The organism is Leptotrichia sp. HSP-342, assembly GCF_041199995.1.
Classification (GTDB): domain Bacteria; phylum Fusobacteriota; class Fusobacteriia; order Fusobacteriales; family Leptotrichiaceae; genus Leptotrichia; species Leptotrichia mesophila.
The window spans coordinates 860,320-884,131 of sequence record NZ_CP165646.1; the positions used below are offsets into that span (position 1 = coordinate 860,320).

26 protein-coding genes and 1 pseudogene are annotated in these 23,812 nt (G+C 27.6%); 24 read left to right on the forward strand and 3 right to left on the reverse strand.

Annotated elements, in window-relative coordinates:
- The first annotated feature begins 284 nt into the window (after positions 1 to 284).
- The 19 genes from AB8B23_RS04285 (at position 285) to AB8B23_RS04375 (ending at position 13,306) form a co-directional block, all read left to right on the forward strand.
- Entirely contained in the window at positions 285 to 1,460 is a 1,176-nt protein-coding gene (locus tag AB8B23_RS04285; RefSeq protein ID WP_369713594.1) for a chorismate mutase, read from the forward strand.
- A 58-nt stretch (positions 1,461 to 1,518) separates the two neighbouring features.
- Positions 1,519 to 2,235, forward strand: coding sequence for a pseudouridine synthase (locus tag AB8B23_RS04290; RefSeq protein WP_369713595.1), 717 nt, complete (start codon positions 1,519 to 1,521; stop codon positions 2,233 to 2,235).
- Between the two features lie 25 nt (positions 2,236 to 2,260).
- Positions 2,261 to 3,076, forward strand: a complete 816-nt coding sequence (locus AB8B23_RS04295) for a shikimate dehydrogenase family protein (protein WP_369713597.1) — start codon at positions 2,261 to 2,263, stop codon at positions 3,074 to 3,076.
- A gap of 29 nt (positions 3,077 to 3,105) precedes the next feature.
- A complete protein-coding gene (locus tag AB8B23_RS04300; RefSeq protein ID WP_369713599.1) occupies positions 3,106 to 3,924 on the forward strand; it encodes a hypothetical protein in 819 nt (272 codons plus the stop codon).
- 140 nt (positions 3,925 to 4,064) lie between these two features.
- Complete coding sequence (locus tag AB8B23_RS04305; protein WP_369713600.1) at positions 4,065 to 4,862, forward strand: hypothetical protein; 798 nt, start codon at positions 4,065 to 4,067, stop codon at positions 4,860 to 4,862.
- Positions 4,863 to 4,877: 15 nt separating this feature from the next.
- The gene (locus AB8B23_RS04310; RefSeq protein WP_021744230.1) at positions 4,878 to 5,066 is read left to right on the forward strand and encodes a DUF4250 domain-containing protein; all 189 of its coding nucleotides are present in this window, start codon (positions 4,878 to 4,880) and stop codon (positions 5,064 to 5,066) included.
- A gap of 48 nt (positions 5,067 to 5,114) precedes the next feature.
- Positions 5,115 to 5,612, forward strand: a complete 498-nt coding sequence (locus AB8B23_RS04315) for a shikimate kinase (RefSeq protein WP_369713601.1) — start codon at positions 5,115 to 5,117, stop codon at positions 5,610 to 5,612.
- Positions 5,613 to 5,634: 22 nt separating this feature from the next.
- A complete protein-coding gene (aroQ, locus tag AB8B23_RS04320) occupies positions 5,635 to 6,066 on the forward strand; it encodes a type II 3-dehydroquinate dehydratase (protein ID WP_369713602.1) in 432 nt (143 codons plus the stop codon).
- A gap of 19 nt (positions 6,067 to 6,085) precedes the next feature.
- Entirely contained in the window at positions 6,086 to 6,520 is a 435-nt protein-coding gene (locus tag AB8B23_RS04325; protein ID WP_006804726.1) for a HutP family protein, read from the forward strand.
- A gap of 19 nt (positions 6,521 to 6,539) precedes the next feature.
- Entirely contained in the window at positions 6,540 to 7,211 is a 672-nt protein-coding gene (locus AB8B23_RS04330) for an HAD family hydrolase (protein WP_369713604.1), read from the forward strand.
- 235 nt (positions 7,212 to 7,446) lie between these two features.
- Positions 7,447 to 8,745 (forward strand): adenylosuccinate synthase, encoded by a 1,299-nt coding sequence (locus AB8B23_RS04335; protein ID WP_369713605.1) that lies wholly within the window; start codon positions 7,447 to 7,449, stop codon positions 8,743 to 8,745.
- A gap of 3 nt (positions 8,746 to 8,748) precedes the next feature.
- Positions 8,749 to 8,919 (forward strand): hypothetical protein, encoded by a 171-nt coding sequence (locus AB8B23_RS04340; RefSeq protein WP_006804723.1) that lies wholly within the window; start codon positions 8,749 to 8,751, stop codon positions 8,917 to 8,919.
- 1 nt (position 8,920) lies between these two features.
- A complete protein-coding gene (locus AB8B23_RS04345; RefSeq protein ID WP_083378199.1) occupies positions 8,921 to 9,358 on the forward strand; it encodes a rhodanese-like domain-containing protein in 438 nt (145 codons plus the stop codon).
- Positions 9,359 to 9,434: 76 nt separating this feature from the next.
- Entirely contained in the window at positions 9,435 to 9,911 is a 477-nt protein-coding gene (locus tag AB8B23_RS04350; RefSeq protein ID WP_369713607.1) for a hypothetical protein, read from the forward strand.
- A 49-nt stretch (positions 9,912 to 9,960) separates the two neighbouring features.
- Positions 9,961 to 10,155, forward strand: coding sequence for a hypothetical protein (locus tag AB8B23_RS04355; protein ID WP_369713608.1), 195 nt, complete (start codon positions 9,961 to 9,963; stop codon positions 10,153 to 10,155).
- A 28-nt stretch (positions 10,156 to 10,183) separates the two neighbouring features.
- The gene (purB, locus tag AB8B23_RS04360; protein WP_369713609.1) at positions 10,184 to 11,626 is read left to right on the forward strand and encodes an adenylosuccinate lyase; all 1,443 of its coding nucleotides are present in this window, start codon (positions 10,184 to 10,186) and stop codon (positions 11,624 to 11,626) included.
- Complete coding sequence (locus tag AB8B23_RS04365; RefSeq protein ID WP_369713610.1) at positions 11,626 to 12,180, forward strand: hypothetical protein; 555 nt, start codon at positions 11,626 to 11,628, stop codon at positions 12,178 to 12,180. The genes purB and AB8B23_RS04365 overlap by 1 nt, the downstream gene beginning before the upstream one ends.
- Positions 12,181 to 12,195: 15 nt before the next feature.
- Positions 12,196 to 12,348: a hypothetical protein gene (locus tag AB8B23_RS04370; RefSeq protein WP_006804715.1), complete on the forward strand. Its 153-nt coding sequence runs from the start codon at positions 12,196 to 12,198 to the stop codon at positions 12,346 to 12,348.
- A 151-nt stretch (positions 12,349 to 12,499) separates the two neighbouring features.
- The gene (locus AB8B23_RS04375) at positions 12,500 to 13,306 is read left to right on the forward strand and encodes a tetratricopeptide repeat protein (RefSeq protein WP_369713611.1); all 807 of its coding nucleotides are present in this window, start codon (positions 12,500 to 12,502) and stop codon (positions 13,304 to 13,306) included.
- Positions 13,307 to 13,325: 19 nt separating this feature from the next.
- Here the strand turns inward: AB8B23_RS04375 and AB8B23_RS04380 are convergent.
- Positions 13,326 to 13,493, reverse strand: a pseudogene (locus AB8B23_RS04380) (DNA cytosine methyltransferase); the annotation flags it as partial.
- A gap of 145 nt (positions 13,494 to 13,638) precedes the next feature.
- Between AB8B23_RS04380 and AB8B23_RS04385 the strand changes: the two are divergent.
- From AB8B23_RS04385 to AB8B23_RS04405, 5 genes are all read left to right on the forward strand, one after another.
- Entirely contained in the window at positions 13,639 to 14,037 is a 399-nt protein-coding gene (locus tag AB8B23_RS04385) for a very short patch repair endonuclease (RefSeq protein WP_369713612.1), read from the forward strand.
- Positions 14,038 to 14,585: 548 nt separating this feature from the next.
- Positions 14,586 to 15,254 (forward strand): sakacin A production response regulator, encoded by a 669-nt coding sequence (locus AB8B23_RS04390; RefSeq protein WP_369713613.1) that lies wholly within the window; start codon positions 14,586 to 14,588, stop codon positions 15,252 to 15,254.
- A gap of 3 nt (positions 15,255 to 15,257) precedes the next feature.
- Positions 15,258 to 16,340 (forward strand): DKNYY domain-containing protein, encoded by a 1,083-nt coding sequence (locus tag AB8B23_RS04395; protein ID WP_369713614.1) that lies wholly within the window; start codon positions 15,258 to 15,260, stop codon positions 16,338 to 16,340.
- A gap of 68 nt (positions 16,341 to 16,408) precedes the next feature.
- Positions 16,409 to 19,690, forward strand: a complete 3,282-nt coding sequence (locus tag AB8B23_RS04400; RefSeq protein WP_369713616.1) for a DKNYY domain-containing protein — start codon at positions 16,409 to 16,411, stop codon at positions 19,688 to 19,690.
- 64 nt (positions 19,691 to 19,754) lie between these two features.
- A complete protein-coding gene (locus tag AB8B23_RS04405; RefSeq protein WP_369713617.1) occupies positions 19,755 to 21,587 on the forward strand; it encodes a DKNYY domain-containing protein in 1,833 nt (610 codons plus the stop codon).
- A gap of 369 nt (positions 21,588 to 21,956) precedes the next feature.
- On the opposite strand, the gene AB8B23_RS04410 is transcribed toward AB8B23_RS04405, so the two are convergent.
- Positions 21,957 to 22,970, reverse strand: coding sequence for a LacI family DNA-binding transcriptional regulator (locus AB8B23_RS04410; RefSeq protein ID WP_369713618.1), 1,014 nt, complete (start codon positions 22,968 to 22,970; stop codon positions 21,957 to 21,959).
- 400 nt (positions 22,971 to 23,370) lie between these two features.
- On the reverse strand, positions 23,371 to 23,796 hold the full coding sequence (locus AB8B23_RS04415; RefSeq protein ID WP_147005824.1) for an RbsD/FucU family protein: 426 nt from the start codon (positions 23,794 to 23,796) through the stop codon (positions 23,371 to 23,373).
- Positions 23,797 to 23,812 lie beyond the last annotated feature (16 nt).

The window sequence follows — 23,812 nt, forward strand, 5'->3', positions numbered from 1 at the left end:
ACACAGTAAATTTTAAATTATATTTATAAATTTTTCACGGAAGATTTCTTGCTTTTTTTTTCTGATTTTAGTATAATTTTAAGGAGTTAAATATATGACTTTGAAATTTTGTTAAATGGGAAATCCTAAGAAATAGATTACATTTTGGGAATAAAGTTGGAAGTTAGATTTGAAAGATCAGAAATATAAAATAATCTAATTTCTAATATACTCTAAAGAAAAATTAAAAAAGTTATGTTATAATAAAAACAAATTATTTCTTGTAGAAGAAAAAGGGAAGATGAATGGATATAAATAAAAATTTGGATTTGGAAGAAATTCGGGAAAAAATTGATAGATTGGATAGCCATCTGGTGAAACTACTGGAAGAAAGGCTACATATTGTGCAGGAAGTGGCACAGTTTAAAAAATTAACTGGAAAGAAGATTTTCGATGAAAAACGAGAAAAGGAAGTTATTCAGAAAAACTTAGAAAGAGTTAAAAATAAGGAACTGAATCACTATATTGAGTTGATTTTAAAGGACATTATGGATTCTAGTAAAGAATATCAGAAGTTTAAAATTGGTATTTCAACTAGATATGTGAATGATTTGGAATTGGAAAATAAAAAGCTGGGATATACTGGTGTGCCTGGTTCCTATGCGTATGAAGTGCTAATGAACTTGCTTAAGAATAATAAAAATTCAAATATTTATAATATTGAAGAAAATAAAAATATTTTTCATTTTAATTCACATAAAGATTTGGTAGAGGCTGTACATACTAATCAAATCGATATTGCAATATTGCCGATAGAAAATTCCATCGTTGGAGAAGTGCGGGATAGCATTGACTTGATAAATACAAAAAATATCCACATAATTGGAGAAGTCAGACATAAGATTTCACACAACTTGCTTGGTGTAAAAGGAAGTAAAATGGAAGATATAAAAAATATTTATTCTCATGAACAGGCTTTTATGCAATGTTCAGAATTTCTATCAAAGCATGAGTGGCATCTTAATCGAATGACAAATACTGCAATTAGCGGAAAATACATCGCATCAAAAGATAAAAAAGAAAATGCCTGTATTGCAAATATGAAAACAAAAGAAGTATACAACTTGGAATTGCTGAAGGAAAATATTAATAATGAAGAAGAAAACTATACAAGATTTTTTATCATTTCAAATGAGGATATTGTAATTGATGGAAGCGATAAAATAAGTATAGTAACGAGTGCAAATAATGAATCAGGAGCATTAATTGGATTATTGCAGATTTTTTATAAATATGGTCTAAATATGGTGAATCTGAAGTCACGGCCAAGAGTAAGTAAACCTTGGGAATATTATTTTTACATTGATTTTGAAGGAAATATGTCTAGTGAGAAAGTAAAAATGGCACTTGAGGAAATGAGAGAAAAATCTAATTATTTACAAATTCTTGGAAATTATAAGCTGTATAATTTAGAAATATAAAAAATTTTACATTTTAATATTTTTTATTTTAGCTTAGTTTTAAAGGAGTTCGAGAATAATGAGACTGGATAAATTTTTGGCAAATTCGGGAATTGGAACACGAAAAGAAGTCAAGGATATTTTAAAAAATAAGAAAATTAGTGTTAATGATATTTTTGTAAAAGATGGAAAAATTCAGATTGATGAAGAAAAAGATATTGTAAAATATGAAGATAAAATTATTTATTATAAGCCATTTGTCTATATTATGATGAATAAGCCCGCTGGAGTAATTTCAGCAACGGAAGATAATCATCATAAAACAGTTATTGATTTACTAAACAATGAATACAGAACTTATGACATTTTTCCAGTCGGACGGCTGGATATTGATACGGAAGGCTTGCTATTGCTTACAAATGATGGAGTTTTGTCACATAATTTACTTTCTCCTAAAAAACATGTAGATAAGAAATATTATGTAAAAATAGCAAATTCTCTTAGCGATGATGATATAAAAATGTTGGAAAATGGAATAAAATTGGAAGAAAATTTTGTAACAAAAAAGGCAAAAGTTGAAATAATTTGTAATAATTCTGAAAAAAATGAAAATTTGGCATATATAACAATTTCTGAAGGAAAGTTTCATCAAGTCAAGAGAATGTTTAAAGCTGTCAATAATGAAGTTCTTTATTTGAAGCGAGTAAAAATGGGAAATCTTTCGCTGGATGAAAAATTGAAGCTTGGAGAATATCGGGAATTGACAGAGGAAGAATTGAATAATTTGAAAGTTTAATTTGCAGAAAGAAGGAAACAATAAAATGGAAAAATTTGGATTATTAGGAGAAAAATTGGGACATAGCTATTCAAAGGAAATTCATGAAATTTTTTTTGAGCTGACTGGGAAAAAAGCAAGCTATAAGATGATTGAAAAGGAGATTGGTGAAATTTGGGAATTGATGGAAAGCATAAGAAATGGAGAATTTAATGGTATTAATGTTACAATTCCTTACAAGTTGGAAGTTATTAAATATTTGGATGAAGTATCAGAAACTGCTAAGAAGATTGGGGCAGTGAATACGATAACATGTCGAGATGGCAAACTGATTGGAGACAACTCTGATTATTTTGGATTTTTGAAAACTTTGGAGTTAAATGATATTGACGTAAATGGTAAAAAAGTGCTTGTGCTTGGAACTGGAGGAGCTTCAAAGGCTATTTACAATGGGCTGATTGACAGTGGTGCTGAAAATATTTTTCTTGCTACAATTATTGAAAATGATCCCTTTAATGTGAGAACGCAAGACAGGCTAATTCATTATTCAGCGATTGCAGGGCTTAGGGATATTGAGCTTATTGTAAACTGTACTCCAGTTGGAATGTATCCTGCGGTTGATAACTGCCCGCTTGAAGAAAAAAACTTGATTAATGCAAACGCAGTAGTGGATATTGTTTACAACCCGAAAGAAACAGTTCTTATGATAAAATATAAGTTAAAGGGAGTAAAAGTGGCAAATGGACTAGTAATGCTTATTTCACAGGCAATAAAATCTGAAGAAATTTGGCATAATGAAGAATATAGCAAAGAAATTATAAAAGAGATTCATAAAAGATTAGAAAAAAAATTATACAAATAAAAACAAAGTTGAGAAGAAAGGAAAATTTAATGTTAAAAAAAATAATAATAGGAATACTCATTTTTTCAAGTATTGGTTTTGCACGAACAAATAAGGAGATTATTGATGCAGGTAATGAAAAACAGAAAACAATCTTTGACAAACACTTTAATTCATCAGCAGGATCTGGAACTATTGCCAATGCCGCCTATTCAGAAACAATGTCAAGCTTGTATAGTGAAAATCGTTCATATTTTGATAGGGAATTTGCAAGGCTTTCTGGAAATAGAAAATCTAATTTTAGAACAATGTATGCATATTATAGTGATTATGTAGTGGAATATCCAAAATTTCTAAAAAATGCATTTGGGAGTTTTCTTGCAGAAGCAGGAGAGTTCCAATCATATTCTTATACTAATACTTACCTTGTGTTGGAAACATTTAACTTAAATATGAATACTTATCTTGAAGCTGAAAAAGATGCTAAAACTGTAGATGCAAATATTAATGCCATCTATGACTATTTATATAGTGTAGGCGATAAAATTTCAAAAGAGGATTACAAGAAAATGTCGTCGGCTCAAATGAAAACGCTTGTAAATGAGGAGTATGACAAGCTGGAAAGATTGCTGGACGTAAGAGGGAATGAAGGAAAGGAAAAGAAAAAAGCTGCAGCAGCAGCAAAGTCGAGTTTGAAAAAGCTTAGAAAATCTTATGGAAACTACGACAAATGGTTTGATGATTATATAGATACGTCTGCATTATCTTATGAGAATAAAGAAAAATTAAAAAAATTAGCAAAATTTGAAAATATTTCAAATATTAAATTTATAATTCAATCGATTAGTAAAAAATCTGAAAATAAATAGTAAAACAGATTTCAAAAAATAACTTAAAAATTACAAATATTTTATTTAAAATCTAAATATGTTTAGTTGTATTATATTAATAAGACATTTAAGTTATTATAAAGCTAAAAATTAAAATTTAAAAGATGAGAGGAGTCAAAATGAGTGAAAAAAATATAAAAAGTAATGAAGAACTAGAAAATAAAAAAGAAGAAAAAAATACTATCAACAGTATAAAACATCTTGATCTTACAATTTATAATGAACTTGATGATTTTGCTTCGGAAGTAATGGATGGAGATAAATTTATAAAATATATAGGAGCAAGAAGAGAATATTTATTTAAAGCTGAAGAGACTATAAAAAAATATTTGGGTGAAGAGTTTTTGAATGAGAAAGAAGGACACGAAAGAATAGAAACTTTTTCAGATTTTTATTATCAATATATGATAAAATATTCAGATTGCTATCTTTACGAATTTATGGCAAAAGGTTACACTGACGGATTTAGGGAATTGCTTCAAAAAAAAGGTATAGATCCTGACAGTCTTAATGTAAATTGGGAAAATATCCGTTCTAAAGAGCTTGAGTATGATGAATCGCTTGTGGATATTTTATATTCAATTATAAATTATGATCTTGAACACCGTGGATACTCTATTTTTGGAATAAATATGGGATATGAATCAACATTGTATTTCATTGTTCCGCAAAAGACATTTTCAAGAATTGACAACGAGCCTGAATTATTTACTATTTTTGATATTGGATTTTTAGAAACAATCTATAACGAAATTTATGAAGTGGCAGGAAATCTTGGAGCTGAAAATGTTAGAATTGGAGATTTTCTAGAAAAACGAGGAAATGAGTATTATACTTTATTTGCTGACGCAAGTAAAAATGTCATAATTGAAAATATTGATGAAAATGATGAGTCAAAAGTGAAAATAATTTTGTAAAAAAGGGAGCGAAGAATGATAAATTTTGAAACTAAAGATACAATGCTGCTTTATAGTCTTGTAAATATGAAGTTGCGTGATGAATTTTTAGATTTAGATGATCTTGTAAATTATTATGGTGTTGATAAAAAGGAACTTTTAGATAGATTTTCAGATGCTGGATATGAATATGTGGAAGGGGAAAATCAATTTAAAAAAATATAATTTTAGAAAGTAAAAATTAAAAATTCTATGAAAAAAGGTAGATAATATATGAAAAATATAGTATTGATTGGAATGCCTGCCTGTGGAAAAAGTACAATTGGGTACTGGCTGTCAAAAAAAATTAATTTCCCTGTTCTAGATGCAGATAAATATTTGGAAGAAAAGGAAAATAGAGTTATTTCAGATATTTTCTCAAATGAAGGGGAAGAGCATTTTAGAGAACTTGAAACTAAATATTTGAAGGAATTATCGGAAAAAGAAGGAACTATCATTTCAACAGGCGGTGGAGCTGTTAAAAAGAAAGAAAATATTGATATTCTAAAAAAAACTGGGATTGTCGTATTTCTTGATAGAACAATAGATGCCATTTCAAAAGAAAATCATAAAAACAGACCTCTTTTGCAAAATCCTGATAATCTTCAGAAACTGTATGATGAAAGAATAAAGCTGTATAGACGATATGCTGATATTATTATAAAAAACGACGATAGTATAGATGTAATTGTCGAAAGGATAATTACTTCATTGAAGGGTAAAATTTTATAAAAAGATGGACGGGAAAATAATAATGAAAAAAATATTAATTATAAATGGGCCTAATTTAAATTTTCTAGGAATTAGAGAAAAGGGAATTTATGGAAATGATGATTATAACAGCGTTTGTAAATACATAAAAGAAAAATATGAAAATGAAGATGTAAAAATTGATATATTACAGTCAAATTCTGAAGGAAAAATTATAGATTTTTTGCAGTCAGCATATTTTAATGAAGTTGATGGGATTGTAATAAATCCCGGAGCTTATACTCATTACAGCTATGCAATTTTTGATGCAATAAAATCAGTGTCTATTCCGACTGTGGAGGTGCATTTGAGCAATATTGACGAAAGAGAGGAATTTAGAAAAATTTCGGTTACAGCTCCTGCCTGCATTGCACAGATTTATGGAAAAGGTAAGGATGGGTATGTAGAGGCTGTAGAGCTTCTTTTAGAAAGATAAAAATATAGAGGATAGAAAAATGGAAGAAAATAATAAAAGTGTTGAAATATGCAGAATAGCATTGAAAATGTCAATTTCTTCACGTGATGAGGAAAAAAAATTGATGCAGGATTACAAAAAAGTTGGTATAAAGACAGCCGCAGTAAATGTTGGTGGTGCAATGCCGCAATCACGTTTTAAATTTATAGAAAGTGCCTTAATGGCAGCCAAAAGAAATAATTTAATTCAAGACGTGCATGCTCACGATGGTGCGGTAATAGGTGCAATGCGGGAAGCAATGAGCCAAATTGAAGCAATTATAAACGGTCTTAGTGTCGGTGGGAAAATTGGGCTGGCAAGAGAAGGGGAACATCTGGCTGTAGCAATATTTTTAAGTGTTGGAATATTACAATTTAATGAAGTGATAACTTCTGTTGCACATCGTTCAGTTTCAATACTTGAAAATGAAAAATAAAATTAAGGAAAGGCTTATTATGGGAAAGAAATTTTTTGATGAAATAGAACTATTTTTGTTTGATATGGATGGGTTATTGTTTGATACAGAAACTATTTATGTGGAATATGGACGTGAAGTTGCTAAAGAAAAGGGATATACAATAACAAATGACATTGTGGAAAAAACGACGGGCGTTACAAATGATAAGGCAAGAATATTGTTTAAGGAAGCCTTGGGACAAGATTTCCCGTATGACGAAATGATGGGAACAGTTAAGGATCATATAATGGAAAAAGCTGAAAAAGGCGAAGTTCCATTAAAACTTGGTGCATTGGAATTGCTTGAATTTTTGAAAAAAAATAATAAGCAGATGATTTTGGCAACTTCATCAGATTTACATCTAGCAGAGGCATTAACAGAGGGAAAAGACATAAAAAAATATTTTTCCCATTTAGTAACAGCAGAAGATGTTATTCACGGGAAACCTGATCCGGAAGTATTTCTAATAAGTGCAAAAAAAGCTGGGGCATCTCCTGAAAAAACGGTAGTATTTGAAGATTCGTTCAATGGAATAAGAGCAGCTCACGCAGCTGGGACATTTCCAATTATGGTGCCAGATAAGTTGAAACCAACAGAGGAAATTGAAAAATTGGTTTATAAAAAGTTTGATAACTTAATGGAAGTGCTTGATTACTTTGAGGGAAAGTAAATTACTAAAAATAAAATAGAAATTAATTAATAGGAGTTATTTGTGGCAAATAAGATAACTCCTATTTTTTTGTGAAAATTATTTTATTAAAAGATTTAAATCAATTGAAAAAAAATAGTAAATATAGTAAAATGAATAGTAAAAAGATAAAATTTTAGTAAGGTAAATTTTTTAGTTTTTATGGTTCAGTTTCAAAAAAAGTAAGAAAATTCTAAAAATTTAGGAGGAATGGAATATGGAAAATAATACTTTTGTAATTGTGGGAACGCAGTGGGGAGATGAAGGAAAAGGTAAAATTATTGACGTACTCTCTCCAAAAGCGGATTATGTAGTTAGATTTCAAGGTGGTAACAATGCTGGACATACAGTTGTTGTAAACGATGAGAAGTTTATTTTGCATTTGCTGCCGTCTGGAATTATTAACTCGGCTGGAAAATGTATAATTGGAGCTGGAGTTGTTGTTGATATTGAAGTATTATTGACAGAAATTGATGAACTCGAAAAAAGAGGGAAAAATCTGGATAATTTATTTATCGATGAAAGAGCACACATAATAATGCCTTATCATATCGAGATTGACAAGGCTAAGGAAGAAGCTATGGGTGAAAACAAAATTGGTACGACTCAAAGAGGAATTGGACCTTGCTATATTGATAAAATTGCAAGAAATGGAATTAGAATTGGTGATTTACTGGATCCTGAAAGATTTAGGGATAAACTTACTTGGAACGTAAAAGAAAAAAACGATATGCTGACTAGATACGGTAAAGGAACTTTCGATTTGGAAGAACTTTACGAAAAATTTATGAAACTTGCTGAAAAAATAAAATTTAGAATAATTGATGCGGTTGTAGAAATCAATGAAGGAATTGAAGATAGAAAAGTAGTGCTTTTTGAAGGGGCTCAAGCATTAATGCTTGACATTGACTACGGAACTTATCCTTATGTAACTTCATCATCGCCAACATCTGGTGGAGTAACAGTCGGAACAGGAGTAGCTCCAACAAAGATCTCAAGAGTGCTGGGAGTTATGAAAGCCTATACAACAAGAGTGGGAGAAGGGCCTTTCCCAACAGAGTTAGAAAACGAAGACGGAGAAACTTTGAGAAAAGTGGGACACGAATTTGGTGCGACAACTGGGCGTCCAAGAAGATGTGGATGGCTTGACTTGGTAATTGGGAAATATGCGGTGTTAATCGACGGATTGACAGACATTGTATTGACAAAACTGGATGTATTGACAGGATTTGAAAAAATAAAAGTGGCAGTAGGTTATGAAATTGACGGAAAAGTGTATCATTCTTATCCTGGAAACTTGAGAAAATCTAAAGACTTGAAAATAATTTACGATGAATTAGATGGCTGGAAAGAAGATATTACGCAAATAAAAAATTATGAAGACTTGCCAGAAAATTGTAAAAAATATATTGAATACATTGAGAAAAAATTGAAATGTAAAATCTCCATGATTTCAGTAGGGCCTGAAAGAAGTCAGAATATTTATAGATATGATTTGGGAGAGTTTGTGAAGTAATTTTTGAAAGTTGGAGGAAATTATTTAAGAAATGAAGTAAATTCAAAAGATAAGATTTTAGAATTTAGAAAAAGACTTTTGGATAGAAATAAGAATTTTATAAAAGAAAAGCAAGATATTGAATTTGAGAAAAATTACAAAATAAAAAATTTGAATAATGAAATGGAGAGATAAAATGAAAATAAGAAAAATAGCGTTATTAACAATGGTTGGAGTAATTTCTGTGTTGGGATTTTCGTGTAGTAAATCAGGAAATGAAAAAGAAACTTTAGCGATGTCAAAAGAAGCAAAAGCTGGGAAAAAAGCAGAATATAAAAAGATAACTTCAGATGAAGCTAAAAAGATGATGGAAACTCAAAAAGTTATAGTTGTAGATGTTAGAACTTTGGAAGAATATAACGAAGGGCATATTCCAAATGCGATTTCTGTTCCATTGGAAACTATTGAAAATGAAGCAGAAGCAAAATTGAAAAATAAAGATGCTTTAATTTTAGTTTATTGCAGAAGTGGAAGACGAAGTAGGGAAGCAGCATTAAAATTGATTGAAAAAGGTTATACAAACGTGATTGATTTTGGTGGAATAAAAGATTGGAATGGAGAAGTTGTGAAATAATGCAAGCAGGAAAGAGAGCGTTATTGATGAATGATAAAATATAAAAAGATTATTTGAAAAAAGAAAGGAATGAGTAATGAAAAAAATATTAGTAGTGTTGATGTTGGCTGTAGGAGCAATTTCATTTTCAGCTCCAGCACAAAATGGTAAAAAGTCTAAAATTGATAAAACTGTGAATGAAAGTACTGCTCAAAATTTATCTTTTAATACGATTACATTGAAATTAGTTGGAACTAGAGTTTCAAAAACTGATAAAAATAAAATAGAATTAGAATATGAAAATTTTAAGGCAACTGGAAAGAATAAAAAAGTTTATACAGAAAAAGACTTTCAAGTAAATGGAAAAAATCCAAAAATTATTATAAATAAAACAATTTCAACTGCAATGATGGAAAATTTTGTTAATAGTGATGAAGAAATAGTTGTAACAGAGTTTTATGAAAATAATGAAGGAATTAAGTATAAACCATTTAATTTTAGTTTTAGTGTAAATAAAGATGAAGTGAAAAAGATGTACTTTAAGGATGGGGCAATTTACATTTGGGATAATTAGTTACTAGAAAGTTTTGTAAATTAAGATTTTGTGTATATGAAGGAGAATTATGAATAAAATAGTAATCATATTATTTGGGATTTTGAGTATTTTATCATATTTTTCCGAAGCTCAAATAATAACATGTTGTGAAAATTGTTATCATAAAAACTCAAAAATAAAAAATGAAAATTATGATTGGGATAAATTAGGTACTGGATTTAACTGGAATTTAGATTCAGAGTATAAATTACAGGAAAAATAAATCAAATCAAGTAGGAGGAAATGGGAAAATGGAAAATATGAGTATATATTCAAATCCGTTGGCGGAAAGATATTCTAGTAAGGAAATGTTGCATATTTTTTCACCTGAATTTAAATTTAGAACTTGGAGAAAGTTGTGGATAAATTTGGCGGAGGCTGAGAAGGAAATTGGGCTTGATTTTATTACGGATGAGCAGATTGAGGAACTTAAAAAATTTAAAGATGATGTGAATTTTGAAGTTGCGGCCGAATTTGAGAAAAAATTGAGACACGATGTGATGGCTCACGTTCATACTTATGGAGAACAGGCGAAAAATGCAAGAAAAATCATTCACTTGGGAGCGACAAGTGCGTATGTTGGGGATAATACTGATTTGATTCAAATTAAGGAAGGACTTTTAGTTATTAAAAGAAGAATGCTTGCTTTGATTGAAAAAATGAGAGATTTTGCATTGCAGTACAAAGATTTGCCTACTTTAGGATTTACGCATTTTCAGGCAGCACAGCTTACAACTGTTGGAAAAAGGGCGACATTGTGGCTTCATTCGTTACTTCTTGATTTTGAAGAATTGGAATTTAGATTAGAAAACTTGAGATTTAGAGGAGTTAAAGGGACTACTGGGACTCAGGCTAGTTTTAAAGAATTGTTTGAAGGAGATTTTGAAAAAGTAAAGCAGTTGGATGAACTGGTTACAAAAAAAGCTGGATTTAGTAAGAAACAAGGTGTTTCTGGGCAAACTTACGATAGAAAAGTAGATGCACAAATTTTGAATTTATTGTCGAATATTGCTCAATCTTCTCATAAATTTACGAATGATTTTAGACTACTGCAGCATTTGAAGGAACTAGAAGAGCCATTTGAAAAAAATCAGATTGGTTCAAGTGCGATGGCTTACAAGAGAAATCCGATGAGAAGTGAAAGAATTTCATCACTTGCAAAATATGTAATTTCAAGCTCACAAACAGGTGCATTGGTATTTGCAACACAATGGTTTGAAAGAACATTGGATGATTCGGCAAGTAAAAGACTTTCGATTCCACAAGCATTTTTAGCAGTGGACGCAATTTTGATTATTTGGCTTAACATTATGGACGGAGTTGTCGTTTATCCGAAAGTAATTGAGGCAAATATTCAAAAGGAATTACCATTTATGGCAACCGAAAACATCATTATGGAATCAGTAAAAAAAGGAATGGATAGACAAGAAGTTCACGAAATTATTAGAGAACTTTCGATGGAAGAAACAAAGGAAATTAAATTGAACGGAAATCCTAACAGATTAATTGACAGAATTATAAAAGACGGCAGATTAGGGTTGAAAGCCGAAGATATGGAAGGAATCTTGGTTTCAGCTAATTATACTGGATTTGCTGGACAGCAGACTGAGGATTTTGTGAAGAATGAGATTAATCCGATTTTGGATAAGTATAAGGATGAGATTGTGGAAGATAGGGAGGAATTGAGGGTTTAATGAAAAATAATATAGTTGATTATGAAAATTCTTGGAAAAGGAAAAATGAAGAAAGAGAATATTTTAATTCAGAATTTTTGAATAAAATAAATATTAAAAAATATAAAGATGAAATTGAAAAATTTGATGCTTTAGCTATAAAAAATCGTGCAAAATATAAAATTTCTAAAAAAACAATTGACGAAATAAAGGATTACTGTTTTTCATATTTGCCAATGCTTATAGGAATGGAAAAGGAAGCAGTTGGTGAACTGTTAAATGAAAAATACAATATTGATGAAATGGAAATAGACATTCCAAATAAATTGTTTTTTGAAGATGAAGAAGTAAAAAATGAGCAGAAACATTGGTTTCAAATGTATAAAATGTTATTTGGAGAAACAGAAATTGAAGAGTTTAAAAAAGAAGATTTGATTCCAATTGCGGAAGACGATGAATATATGTTATTCATTGAAAGAAGAACTGGAGAAGTGTATATTAATATTTATGAATTATTCTTTTTTTGTGCAATTTCTGATAGTTTTGATGAGTTTTTAGATGCAATTAAAAAATAAGCAAAAGGTGATTTTATGAAATTTATAAAAAAATGGAAATTACTATTTTTATTGGTGTTTTGCATTACAATGTTAAATTCCTGTGCAGTGGTACTGGGAACAGCAATATTGGCACCGACAGCACTAATAGGAGGAGCATGTATAGCTGATCCGGGAAAATGTCCGTAAGGATGTGGAAAAATGAAGAATACAAAAAAAAAATCTGAAAATTTTGAAAGATAGGATTGAGAGGGTTTTTAATTATGAAGAAGAGAATATTTCAGTGCAGATGGAAGTTGCAGAGAAAAATAAAAAATATATGAAATAAGGAGATGATGCAGTGAAAAGCAAGTTATTATTAATTTTTTTAGTCTTGATATTGTCTTTTAACATTTTTTCAAATACAAATTCTAAAGAAAAGTTTAAATTGGCAAAAACATATTTAGATCAGAAAAATTATAGGGAAGCTGAAAAAATATACTTGGAATTGGCTAAGGAAAAAGATATTCATGCGATGTATAATTTAGGTTATCTTTATATGGAGCAAGGAAAAATAGTGGAAGGTGAAAAATATTATAAAATGGCTGCTGATATGGGGTATGATGATGCGATGTATAATCTAGCGATGTTTTACGATAGACAAAAAGATTTTGTTAAAGAAAAATTATATCTAGAAAAATTGGCTGTGAAAAATCAAAATGATGCAATATTCCAATTGGCTATAATTTACAGGCAGGAAGGAAACTATCAGAAGGCAGATGAACTTTATAAAAAATTATTAAAAGCAAAATATCAAGAAAGTGAAGTTTTTTATAATTTAGGGGTTTCTTGTTATTATCAAAAAAAATACGATGAAGCAGAAAAATATTTTTTAAAAGCAATAGAATTAGGTAATAATGATGATCCAAAATATAATTTAGGTATCTTATATAAAGTTCAAGGAAAATTTACACAAGCTAAAAAATATTTAATACCGCTTGCTCAAAAAGGAAAAATAGATGTAATGATAAATACAGGAGCAATTTATCGAGATGAAAAAGATTATAAGAATGCTAAAAAATATTATAAAATGGCGATGGATAAAGGTTCACGAGAAGCAGAGGCGGAATACAACACTATATTGATAATGGAAGAACACGGATTATAATATTTTATAAATTGCAATATTAATTGCGACATTTTGCCAATTTTTTATATTCTTTAACAAGGGGGAATCCCCTTGTCTTTTGTGTTAAACCAAAATTTTGAGCATCTAAAATTTTATAAAAGACAGTATATTCTAATTTTTGTAGACTTTCAATAATAGTTTTAAAAGTTTTTTCATCATCAATGGTTACTAATCCCTTTAAAAATGCTCTAGGTAGTTTTTTTCATAAAATTAACCGATAAATGATTGTTCTTTACAGAAAAATAGTTTCATGTTATTAGTTATTACATAATCTATTATTTAAAATATCTAAGAAAGTACTTATAGTAAAAATGAAAAAGAAAAAACCTCTCACAAGAAGCCAGAACATGGCAAGAATAAAATCTAAAAACACGAAACCTGAGATTTATATTCGGAAATTGCTTTATAAAATGGGATATAGATACAGGGTTAATTATTCGCAGCTTCCAGGAACATCTGATATTTTTATTTTGAAATATAATACTGCAATATTTGTAAATGGATGTTTTTGGCATAGGCATGAAAATTGTAAAATTGCAACTTTTCCTAAGAAATATGCTGAATATTGGGAAAAGAAGTTTAGGAGAAATGTAGAGAGCGATATTGAGGTTCGTGAGAATCTTTTTGAGATGGATATTAGCGTTATTACGATTTGGGAATGTGAAGTTAACAGGATGAGAAAAAATGAGGATTGCAGAAGTATTTTCTGAATTTTTGACAGAAAAAGGAATAAAAATGGTATTGAAGGAAATAGGAGAATATTAGTATATTTATGAGATTGAAACTGGATATTACTTATTACCTTTATTTGTTGGAGGTGAAACTACTGATAAAAAAATGTCAGTGAGCCTTAATATTCATCTTTTTACGAAAAATTATTTTCCAGAAGGAAAATTATATATTCAAAAATTGACAGGAGAACCGCTTTATAATGCAATTTGGATAAATTATAGAAACTGGATAAATAATGACTATAAAAAGTTGTGTGAAAATATTTGAATAAAAAATAAATTTTAAAGTATTAGAAACATGAAAAGATCATTGGGAAAGATAAGTATTCAGAATTAGAAAGGAAGAAGGTTTAATGGGAATTAAAGAGAAAAAGGAATTAAAAAATTGAATACTTTACAAGTAAAATTACAAAGTGAAATTGAAGCTATATATTTTTTCTATTTATAATGGAGAAAGTGTATAGTTTTTTATTTTAATAAAATATGCTATAATTTTATAAAAATTAAATGAAAAGAGATGATAAATTATGACTAAAAAATTTAATTACAAGGCATTAATTGAATATACAGATTATGCTGGGAGAAAATATATTAAACCTGAAAAAGCAGGGGATTTAAAGGAAGATATGGAGCTTTTTAGAAAAAATGGACAGGCTGCACGAAAGATTTTTACTGAAATTGCCAAGTCTGTGGAGGAAAGTGCGGAAGGATTTCATTTACAGAAAGTTAGCAGCTGGATGAATCAAGGACAGGTTGCAAGACCTTATCTTTGGGTGTTTTTGAAGCAGGATGGAGATACTGAAAATGAATCTGGAATTGCACTTAGAGTCTTTAAAAATGAGAAAACTAAAAAAGTGGGAATTTCGATGGAAGTGAGTTTTGTTGAACGTAAAATTGGAGAAAATACCCTTGAAAGACAGAATAAGGTTTTAAACTTGCCAATTAAGAAGCCACTTTATTATTTTGTGCAGTTTTCAAAAAGTAAGGAAAACTGTATGCTGGATAGAATTGAAGGAAGTGAAAAAAATAGGGAAAAATTACTTGAAGATATTAAAGAAGGAAATATCAGAAAAGTGCTTGTTAAATTTGATGTGGAAGAAATTGAAAAATTTGAAAATCTTGAAGATTTGACAAAAGAATTTTTAAAAGGCTTTAAATTACTGATGCCATTTTATTTAAAAACGAAAGAAATTTAGGGAGTGATAATTTTGAATTTAAAAAAATTGTTAAAAATATTTGGGTTGTTAATTTTGGCAGGAAATATTGTGAATGCAGAATACATAAAAAGAAATGGAGAAATTTATTATCGGAACTGGAGTGAAGAAAAGACAAGAATATTAAAAAATATAGATAAAAAATCATTTGAAATATTGGAAAATGATTTTGCAAAAGATAAGAATAATATTTATTATCAAGGAGAAAAGATTGAAAAAATAGATCCTAAAAGTGCTAAAATATTTGGAAGTCATTTTGTGAAGGATGAGAAAATGGTTTTTGATGCTGATGAAAAAAAGGAATTGAAAGATGTAGATACAAAAACGCTTAAATCGGTTGGAGATTATTATTTTAAAGATAAGAACAATGCTTATTTTGATATGAAAAAAATTGATGAAAAAGTTGATTTGGAGACGTTTGTTTATTTGGACTATTTTTATGCGAAAGATAAGAATAATTTGTATTTTTATGGACAAAAAGTGAAAGGTGTAAATCCGAATAATTTTAATTTTTTGACTTTGTTAAGCAGTGTTCCTGATAACATAATTAAAAGCGGGAATGATTTTTATCTTGTTTATGAAAATGATTTGAATAATAAAATATATGCGAAAAAAATGGATTTTCCAATTGACAGGGATACTTTTGAAAGTTTTTCCATGAGAGTTTATAAAGATAAAAATAATTTTTATTATTATGACGATACTGATGATATAAAAAAGGGAAAAACGCTTATTAAATTTAAAAATGAAGCTGATATAAAAACACTTAAATTTTTGAAGGAAAAAAATGGCGAAAAAAGTAATGAATATATAAAAGATGAAAAGAATGTCTATTATGTGGATGAAGAAAATGTAGAAATAAAAAAGATAGAAAATGCTGATTACAAAACCTTTCAAGTTATTGAATACTTATATGCAAAGGATAAAAACAATGTTTATTATCAAGGGAAAAAGTTAGATAATGTTAATCCAAACCATTTTAAAATTGTAGACAATGAGATAAAATATAATAATGAATTTTATAAAATTGATGACAATATGAATCTTATAAAAATAGAAAGAGAATAAAAAGTTGAAAAGTTAAAAAGGTATTTTATTTACTAAAAATTAAAGATTATAAAAAAAGGAGTAAGTGCATGAAAAGAAAAAATTTATTAAAAATATTAATTTTATTTATCCTAGCAGGAAGCATTGCAAATGCGGAATATTTAAAGGAAAATGGTGAAATTTATTATAAAGTGCCATATTATGAGATTAAGTCGAAAGTAAAAGATGTAGATATTGAAAGTTTTAAACCTTTAAAGGAAGATAGAGAGCTTATTGGCGATTATTATGCAAAAGATAATAAATATGTTTATTTTTATGGTAAGAAACTTAAAGATGTTTTGCCTGAAGGATTTGAAACAGTAAAAGAAAATTATGTAAAAGATAGTAAAAATGTATATAAAATTGAAGCTGAGATTACAGATAGTATACCAATATCTTCGGATAATAAAATAAATACAAAAAAAATATCTTTAGATGGAGTTGATGTTAGAACTTTTAGAGCTTTAGAAAATAGCAAAGATGTTACTAGCATAGATTATTTTGTTGATAAAAATAATATTTACTATGCCTATGAGAATTTGGAAAAAATACAAGGAGCAGATAAAAATTCTTTTGAGGTTTTGGGTTATTATATCGCAAAAGATAAAAATAATGTTTATTATAACGGTAAAAAGATGGAAAATGTGGATTCTAAGAGTTTTAAAAATTTTGGTAATTTTATAGGAAAAGATAAAAATAGAGTTTTTTACATTACAGGAAATGAGGATATTAAAGATGCTGATGCGGAAAGTTTTGAGATAATGGGAGATACTCGTTATTTTAGAGATAAAAATAATATTTTTGTTATTAAATACAGTAATGATTTTCCTGATGGAGAAGGTTTTATAAAATTACCAAATATTGATAGGAACAGCTTTATTACTTTGAGCGAGGAATTTGGAAAAGATAAAAATGGAATTTATTATATTGGTGAAGAAATAAACGGAATTAATCCCAATAATGTTAGAGTTATTGAAGAAATGGGACAGGATAATTATATTCTTCAAAGCGGAAATAATTACTATTTGACATTTAATAGCAATGAAGGGATGTATGACAGTAAAAATGATAAAATTGAAGCGAAAAAAATAAATAATTTGAACATTGATTTCAGTACATTTAAGTATTTTGGAATTTTTAACTACTATAAAGATAAAAATAGTTTTTACTATCATTCAGATAATGATTTTAAAAAAATCAAAAGTGAAATTGATGTTAAAAGTGCTGAGAAAATACTTGAATTAAATGATTTTGTAAAAGATAAAAATAATCTTTATTATTTTTCTAATGGAAAGATTGAAAAAATAAATTTGAATATTGATGTAAACAGTTTAGTATTTTTGAACAATAACAATTCTTCTTACAGCAGTTATATAAAAGACAGAAATAACATATATTTTGTGGATAATGAAAACAGGAAAGTAAAAATAGTAAAAAATGCTGATAAAAATACATTTCAAATTGTAAACGGAAATTACGGGGTAGATAGGAAAAATGTTTATTATAATGGAGAAAAGCTAGATTTTGTTGGAGTTGAAGGGCTTAAAATTTTTGATGATTATTACTTGAAGGATAATAAAAATGTCTATGAGATTTATACGACAGATGATGAAAAGATAAAAATAAGAGCAATAAAAAATTTGAACATTGATGTGGCAAGTTTTGAGAATATTTTAAAAGGAACATTTTATAAAGATAAAAATTCGGTTTATTATGTCGATATGACTGGAGATAAACAGGAATTAAAAAAACTGGAAGGAGCAGATGCTGATACATTTGAGCCAGGAATTTTTTCAAAAGATAAAAATAGTGTATTTATTGATAAACAGAAGTTAAAAGGGGTTAGTCCGAAAGGATTTGAAATTTTGGATAAAAATAGGTTTCAATTTATAAAAGATTACAAGAATGTTTACTATTTGAGTGAAAATGAGAATGGTACGACTTACACACCAGTAGTACTGAATATAAATGGAGTAGATATTTCAACATTTGAACTTGTTGAAAATTCTTCTATGGGAATTCATGCATATTTTAAAGATAGCAGAAATGTTTATTTTTTTACGACATCCAATGCTAGTAATATAATAGAAATTAGAAAAGTAAATGGAGCAGATCCAAAAACATTTAAATATTCAGGTTACTATTACTATGGAAAAGATGATAAAAATGTCTATTTGTTTAATAAAAGAGCAAACGGAATAGATGCAAGAACTTTTGAAAAAGTAAGTTATAATATCGCAAAAGACAAAAATGGATTATATATTTTGGAAAATATTAATGAATGTGAAATGAGAACTAAAAAATTGAAGATAGATGGATTGGACTGGAAAAGTTTTGTGAACATTGATGATGATTATTATAAAGATAAAAATAATGTTTATTATGAATCATACAATAATCTTTATAAAATAGAAAATGCTGATTTAAAAACTTTTGAAATTTTAGATTCAAGTTATACTGGTTATGGTAATTTTTCAAAAGATAAAGATTATATTTATCTAAATAATAAGAAATTAGAAGAAATAGATGCAAAAACTTTTGAAAAAATGCGGGCTAATCTTATAAGGGATAAAAATGGTATTTATAAAATTGAAGAAGACGAGGGAAAATACAAATTTAAAATAGTTCCAATCAATATAAAAATTGATTTCAAAAATCTAAAAAACTTAGATTTGGGATATTTTAAAGATAGCAAAAATGTTTATTATTTTGACGTGGATAAATTTGAAAAAATAGAAGGGGCAGAGGCTAGTTCATTTGAAAAAGTAGAATATGCTGGTTTTTACAAAGATAAAAATTATGTCTATTTTAACGGTAAAAAGATAGTTGGAATGGATTTTAAAGATATTGAAAATAGAGATGAGGAATGGTCAATTATAGAACTGGAGGGAACGTGGATAAAATACAAAGATAACGTTTACTATAAAGGAAAAAAATTAAAAGGAATCAGCTCTGATAATTTTAGTTATTTTGATGGCGGATTATGGTATGAAATAATACTATCTGATAAAAATGGTGTTTATAAATTTACTGAAACTGAAGATAACAAAAAAATAATAGAAGTAACTCGATTGGATAGTAAAGGCATTGATTTAGAAACTCTTGAAAGAATTTATTCGCCAATGGACAGTTCCTATTATTTCAAAGATAAGAATGGCGTTTATTTTATGGATGGAAATAAATTTGTAAAAATAAATGGAGCAGATAAAGACAGTTTTAGGGTAACAATGACTGGAAAATATGGAAAAGATAAAAATTATGTTTATTTCGAAGGGAAGAAAATGGAAGGGAAAAATCCAGTTGACTTTGAGGAGGAAATGGAGATTAAGTAATAAAAATTATTTTATTTGAATTGTTAATAAATCAAAAACTTGAGAATAAAAAAGGAGAGTTGTTGTGAACATTAAAGGACATTTGTTAAAAATTCTACTTTTGTTTGTTTTGGTGGGGAGTATTGTGAATGCAAGGTATTTAAAAGATAAAAATAAAATTTATTTTATTGACACAATGGAGGATTCTGAGAAAAAAGAAGTTGTGAAAAATATTGATTTTAGGACTTTTAAAGTTTTTGAAGAGAATGATAATTTTGCGAAAGACAAGGATAATGTTTACTATAAGAATAAAAAGCTGGAAAATGTAGATGCGGATTCTTTTCAGATAGAAAATTCTTTTATTGCAAAAGATAAAGATAATGTTTTTTATATTACAAATAATGAAATTATAAAAATTAAAGGATTTAATCCAGCAAAAAGTAAAGTTATTGTTCAGTTTTACGTACCAACTATACTAATTAATAAAAATGGTATTTATACTTTTGATAAATATGAAAATGGAGAAATTACGATAAAATCAATAAAACCTGCAGGAATAGATATGAATACTCTAGAAGTCGTGGACGGAGAAAACATGACGATGCTTTTGTACTTAAAAGATAAAAATAACGTTTATTTTATTAATTATAAAGAAAGTGAACAGAAAATTTCAGATATTGATGTCGAAAATGCAGAGGATGCGGGAAATGATAACTATAATATCGATATTGAAATAAAAAAATTAGAGAGTACAGATAGCGACAGTTTTAAAATAGATTCTATATACGGGAAAGATAAAAATAACTTATACTTTTTAAATAAAAAAATAAAAGGTGTAAATTCTAAAACTTTTGAAATTGTTGGCTCAAATAAATTTATTATCAAAGATGATAAAGGGGTTTATTATCTTGGAAGAGAAGAAGTAAAGAAAATTCAAAATGCTGATATAAATAGCTTTGAAGAAGTATCGAAAGAATATTATCGAGATAAAAATAATGTTTATTATTATGATAATTATGATGGCGATGTAAAAAAAGTTAAAGGGGCAGATGCAAAAACTTTTGAAGCGATAGAAGGCTATGCGTTAGGAAGAGATAAAAACGCTGTTTATGACAGAGGGAAGCTGATAAAGGGCTTAAACCCTGTGACATTTGAAGATTTGAACGGAGATTTTTACAAAGATAAAAATGGAGTTTACTACGAAGGAATGCTAATGAAAGGGATTGATTCAAAATCTTTTGAGCCATTTGTAAATTATACACATGTAAAAGATAAAAATGGAATATATTCTTTTTATCCAAAAGAAAATGAGATAGTTATTGAAAAAGTTGAGATTTCTCCAGAAATTGATTTAAAAACTTTACAGCCTATTGAAAATTATTCTCAATATTCAAAAGATAAAAATAACGTTTACTATCATTTCCAAAAAATAGAAGATGCAGATACAGGAACTTTTGAACCTGAAGGATATTCTATAGGAAAAGATAAAATGGGAGTATATTATGAAACTCGTAAAGTAAATGGAGTGGATGTAAATAGCTTTGAATATTTAAAAAATGATTTCTTTAAGGATAAAAATAATATTTATTATAAAAATAAAAAGGTAGAAATATTCAAACCTAAAAACTTTGAAGTAATAGACTATTCTTTAGTAAAGCAAAATGAAGATTTGTACTATTTTACTGAAGATGAAAATAATAATACAAAATTTGTTCCATTAGAAAGTAAAAATGTTGATATTGATACTTTTCAAATTCTTGATGATGATTATGCAAAAGATAAGAATAATGCCTATTACAAAGGTAAAATTTTTAAGGAAGCAGATGTAAAAACTCTTGATAAACATTATAATAAAAATGATAACGGATATAAAATAAAGGATAAGAAGAAAGTGTATAAAATAAAAGAATTAGACTAAATAAAATAGCTATGTTTATAAAAATGTAATAATTCAAATATAAAATATAAAAAAAATTTGCTAAAAAAGTTCTGGATGTATTTACAGTTTATATGTTGTGTTATTTATGCATCCAGTCCTTAATTTTCCTGAATTTCTGTTTTTCATTGTAGTTGACAGTTTTGTTACTAATATTCCGATAAATGATAATATTGCGAAGTAAATTTTAACCTTTTCTTATTCTCATTATGTTTTTTATATTTATTGTTATTTTTATTGAAAATAATTTTCTCTTAACTTCTCCTATTTTTATTCTGAAATATAGTACAGCCATTATATTAGTTTTATTTTAATTTTGTAGTAAGAATATTCATATTATCGCTATTATTCTTAATCTTTAATTTTTACTAATTTTTCCGAATTTCTGAGAATTAAGGTAGGAGATACAATAACTATTTTCTTACTTCTGTTATTATTTTTCATTTCTTCAAGTAAAAGTTTTGCTATTTCCACTCCTGTTTCCTCTATATCTCTATTTATTGCACTTATATTTATTCCTAATATTTCAAAATATTTATGATTGTCATAGGATACTATTGCTATGTCATCCGGTATTTTTAGATTTTTTTCTCTTATTGCTTGTAATGCTCCTAAAGTCATTTCATTATTACATATAAAGATTGCAGTTATTTTCTTATTTTTTTCAAGAATTTTTTTTGTGTTTTCATATCCGCTATCAAAGTGAAAATTCCCTTCATATATATTTTCTTCAGATATTTTTTGGTTTTTTTCCAACATTGCTTTTTTGTATCCTTCCAATCTGTTTAATCCATTTGTTGTAGAAAAAGGACCTGTAATTATCGCAATATTTTCATGTCCTGAATTAATTAGTGCTTCTGTTGCTAAATAACCACCTTTTATATCATCAAAAAATACTCCTGTAAATGTTTCATCAAAAATTTGTCTGTCAAATAAAACAAAAGGAATACCAGAATCAAGTAATACTTTTATATCCTTTTTTTTATGATGCTGAAGAGATACCGAAAGGATAATACCACTTGGTCTTTGCTCAATTACATTTTGAAATACTTTTTTTTCTTTTTTAATATTCTCATCAGTACTGTAAACAAGCATATGTAAATTATTTTTATCCATTATGTTAGAAATTCCTTTTATTATATCTCCAAAATATGAATTTTGAATATCTGGTATAATTACAGCTACTGTATTTGACTTATTGCTAGACAAGGAACGAGCGATTCCATTTGGTATATAATTTACCTCTTCAATAATTTTCAATATTTTTTCTTTTGTTTCTTTACTAACATAACCATTATTTGAAATTACACGAGATACTGTTGATTTTGAAAATCCTGATAATTTAGCTATTTCTTCTATTTTCATTATATTACTTCCTTAAATCATAAATATTATTTTTTTATATCAATTCATTAGCAAATATTACATTATATTTAACCATAGTAAATATTCAATATTAGTTTAGAACTTTCTATTTTTATATCTTTTATTTTTTGAAAATGATAAAATTATTTTCTAAATTTGATGCAATAGATTAATTTATGATATGTAGATCCTTTCTTAGTGTTCCTGTTCAAAAATATAATACCATGAATTTATTATTTATGCTATCTTTTTCTTTATTTATATAACTATACAGTTTTTTTATCAAATAATATTTTAATATTTTTAATTGATAAAAAGAACACAATTTAAAGATTAAAATTTAAAGCTTAAAAAATCTATAAAATCGTGTTCCCTTATTTTGATATTTGTTATTTATACGTTATTTTATAATTCCTTTCTTTAAAATAACATTTGCATAAATAGCTTCTTCAGATGTGGCAATTATAGCATACGCTTTTTTTGCCCTTTCATAAAATTCAAATCTTTCTACAAATTCAAAGTCTTTAAATTCTTCATGTTTTTCTAAAGTTTTTCTATAAACACTCCATACTTCAGGTTCTCCTACATACTCACTTCCTGTTTTCATTAATGAAACTGCACTTTCTACATACGTATCAAGGGGGAATATTTCTAGTATTGATTCTAGAAGTTCAGCTACACCGCTTGCATCTGATCTGATAAGTCTTTGTGCATGACTTGCAGCAGGAAAGTTTCCATCTCCTATCACTATTTCATCTCCATGTCCCATTTCACATAATATTTTCAGTAATTCTGGACTTAAATTCTTAGGTATATTTTTAAGCATTTTTTACTCCTTCATT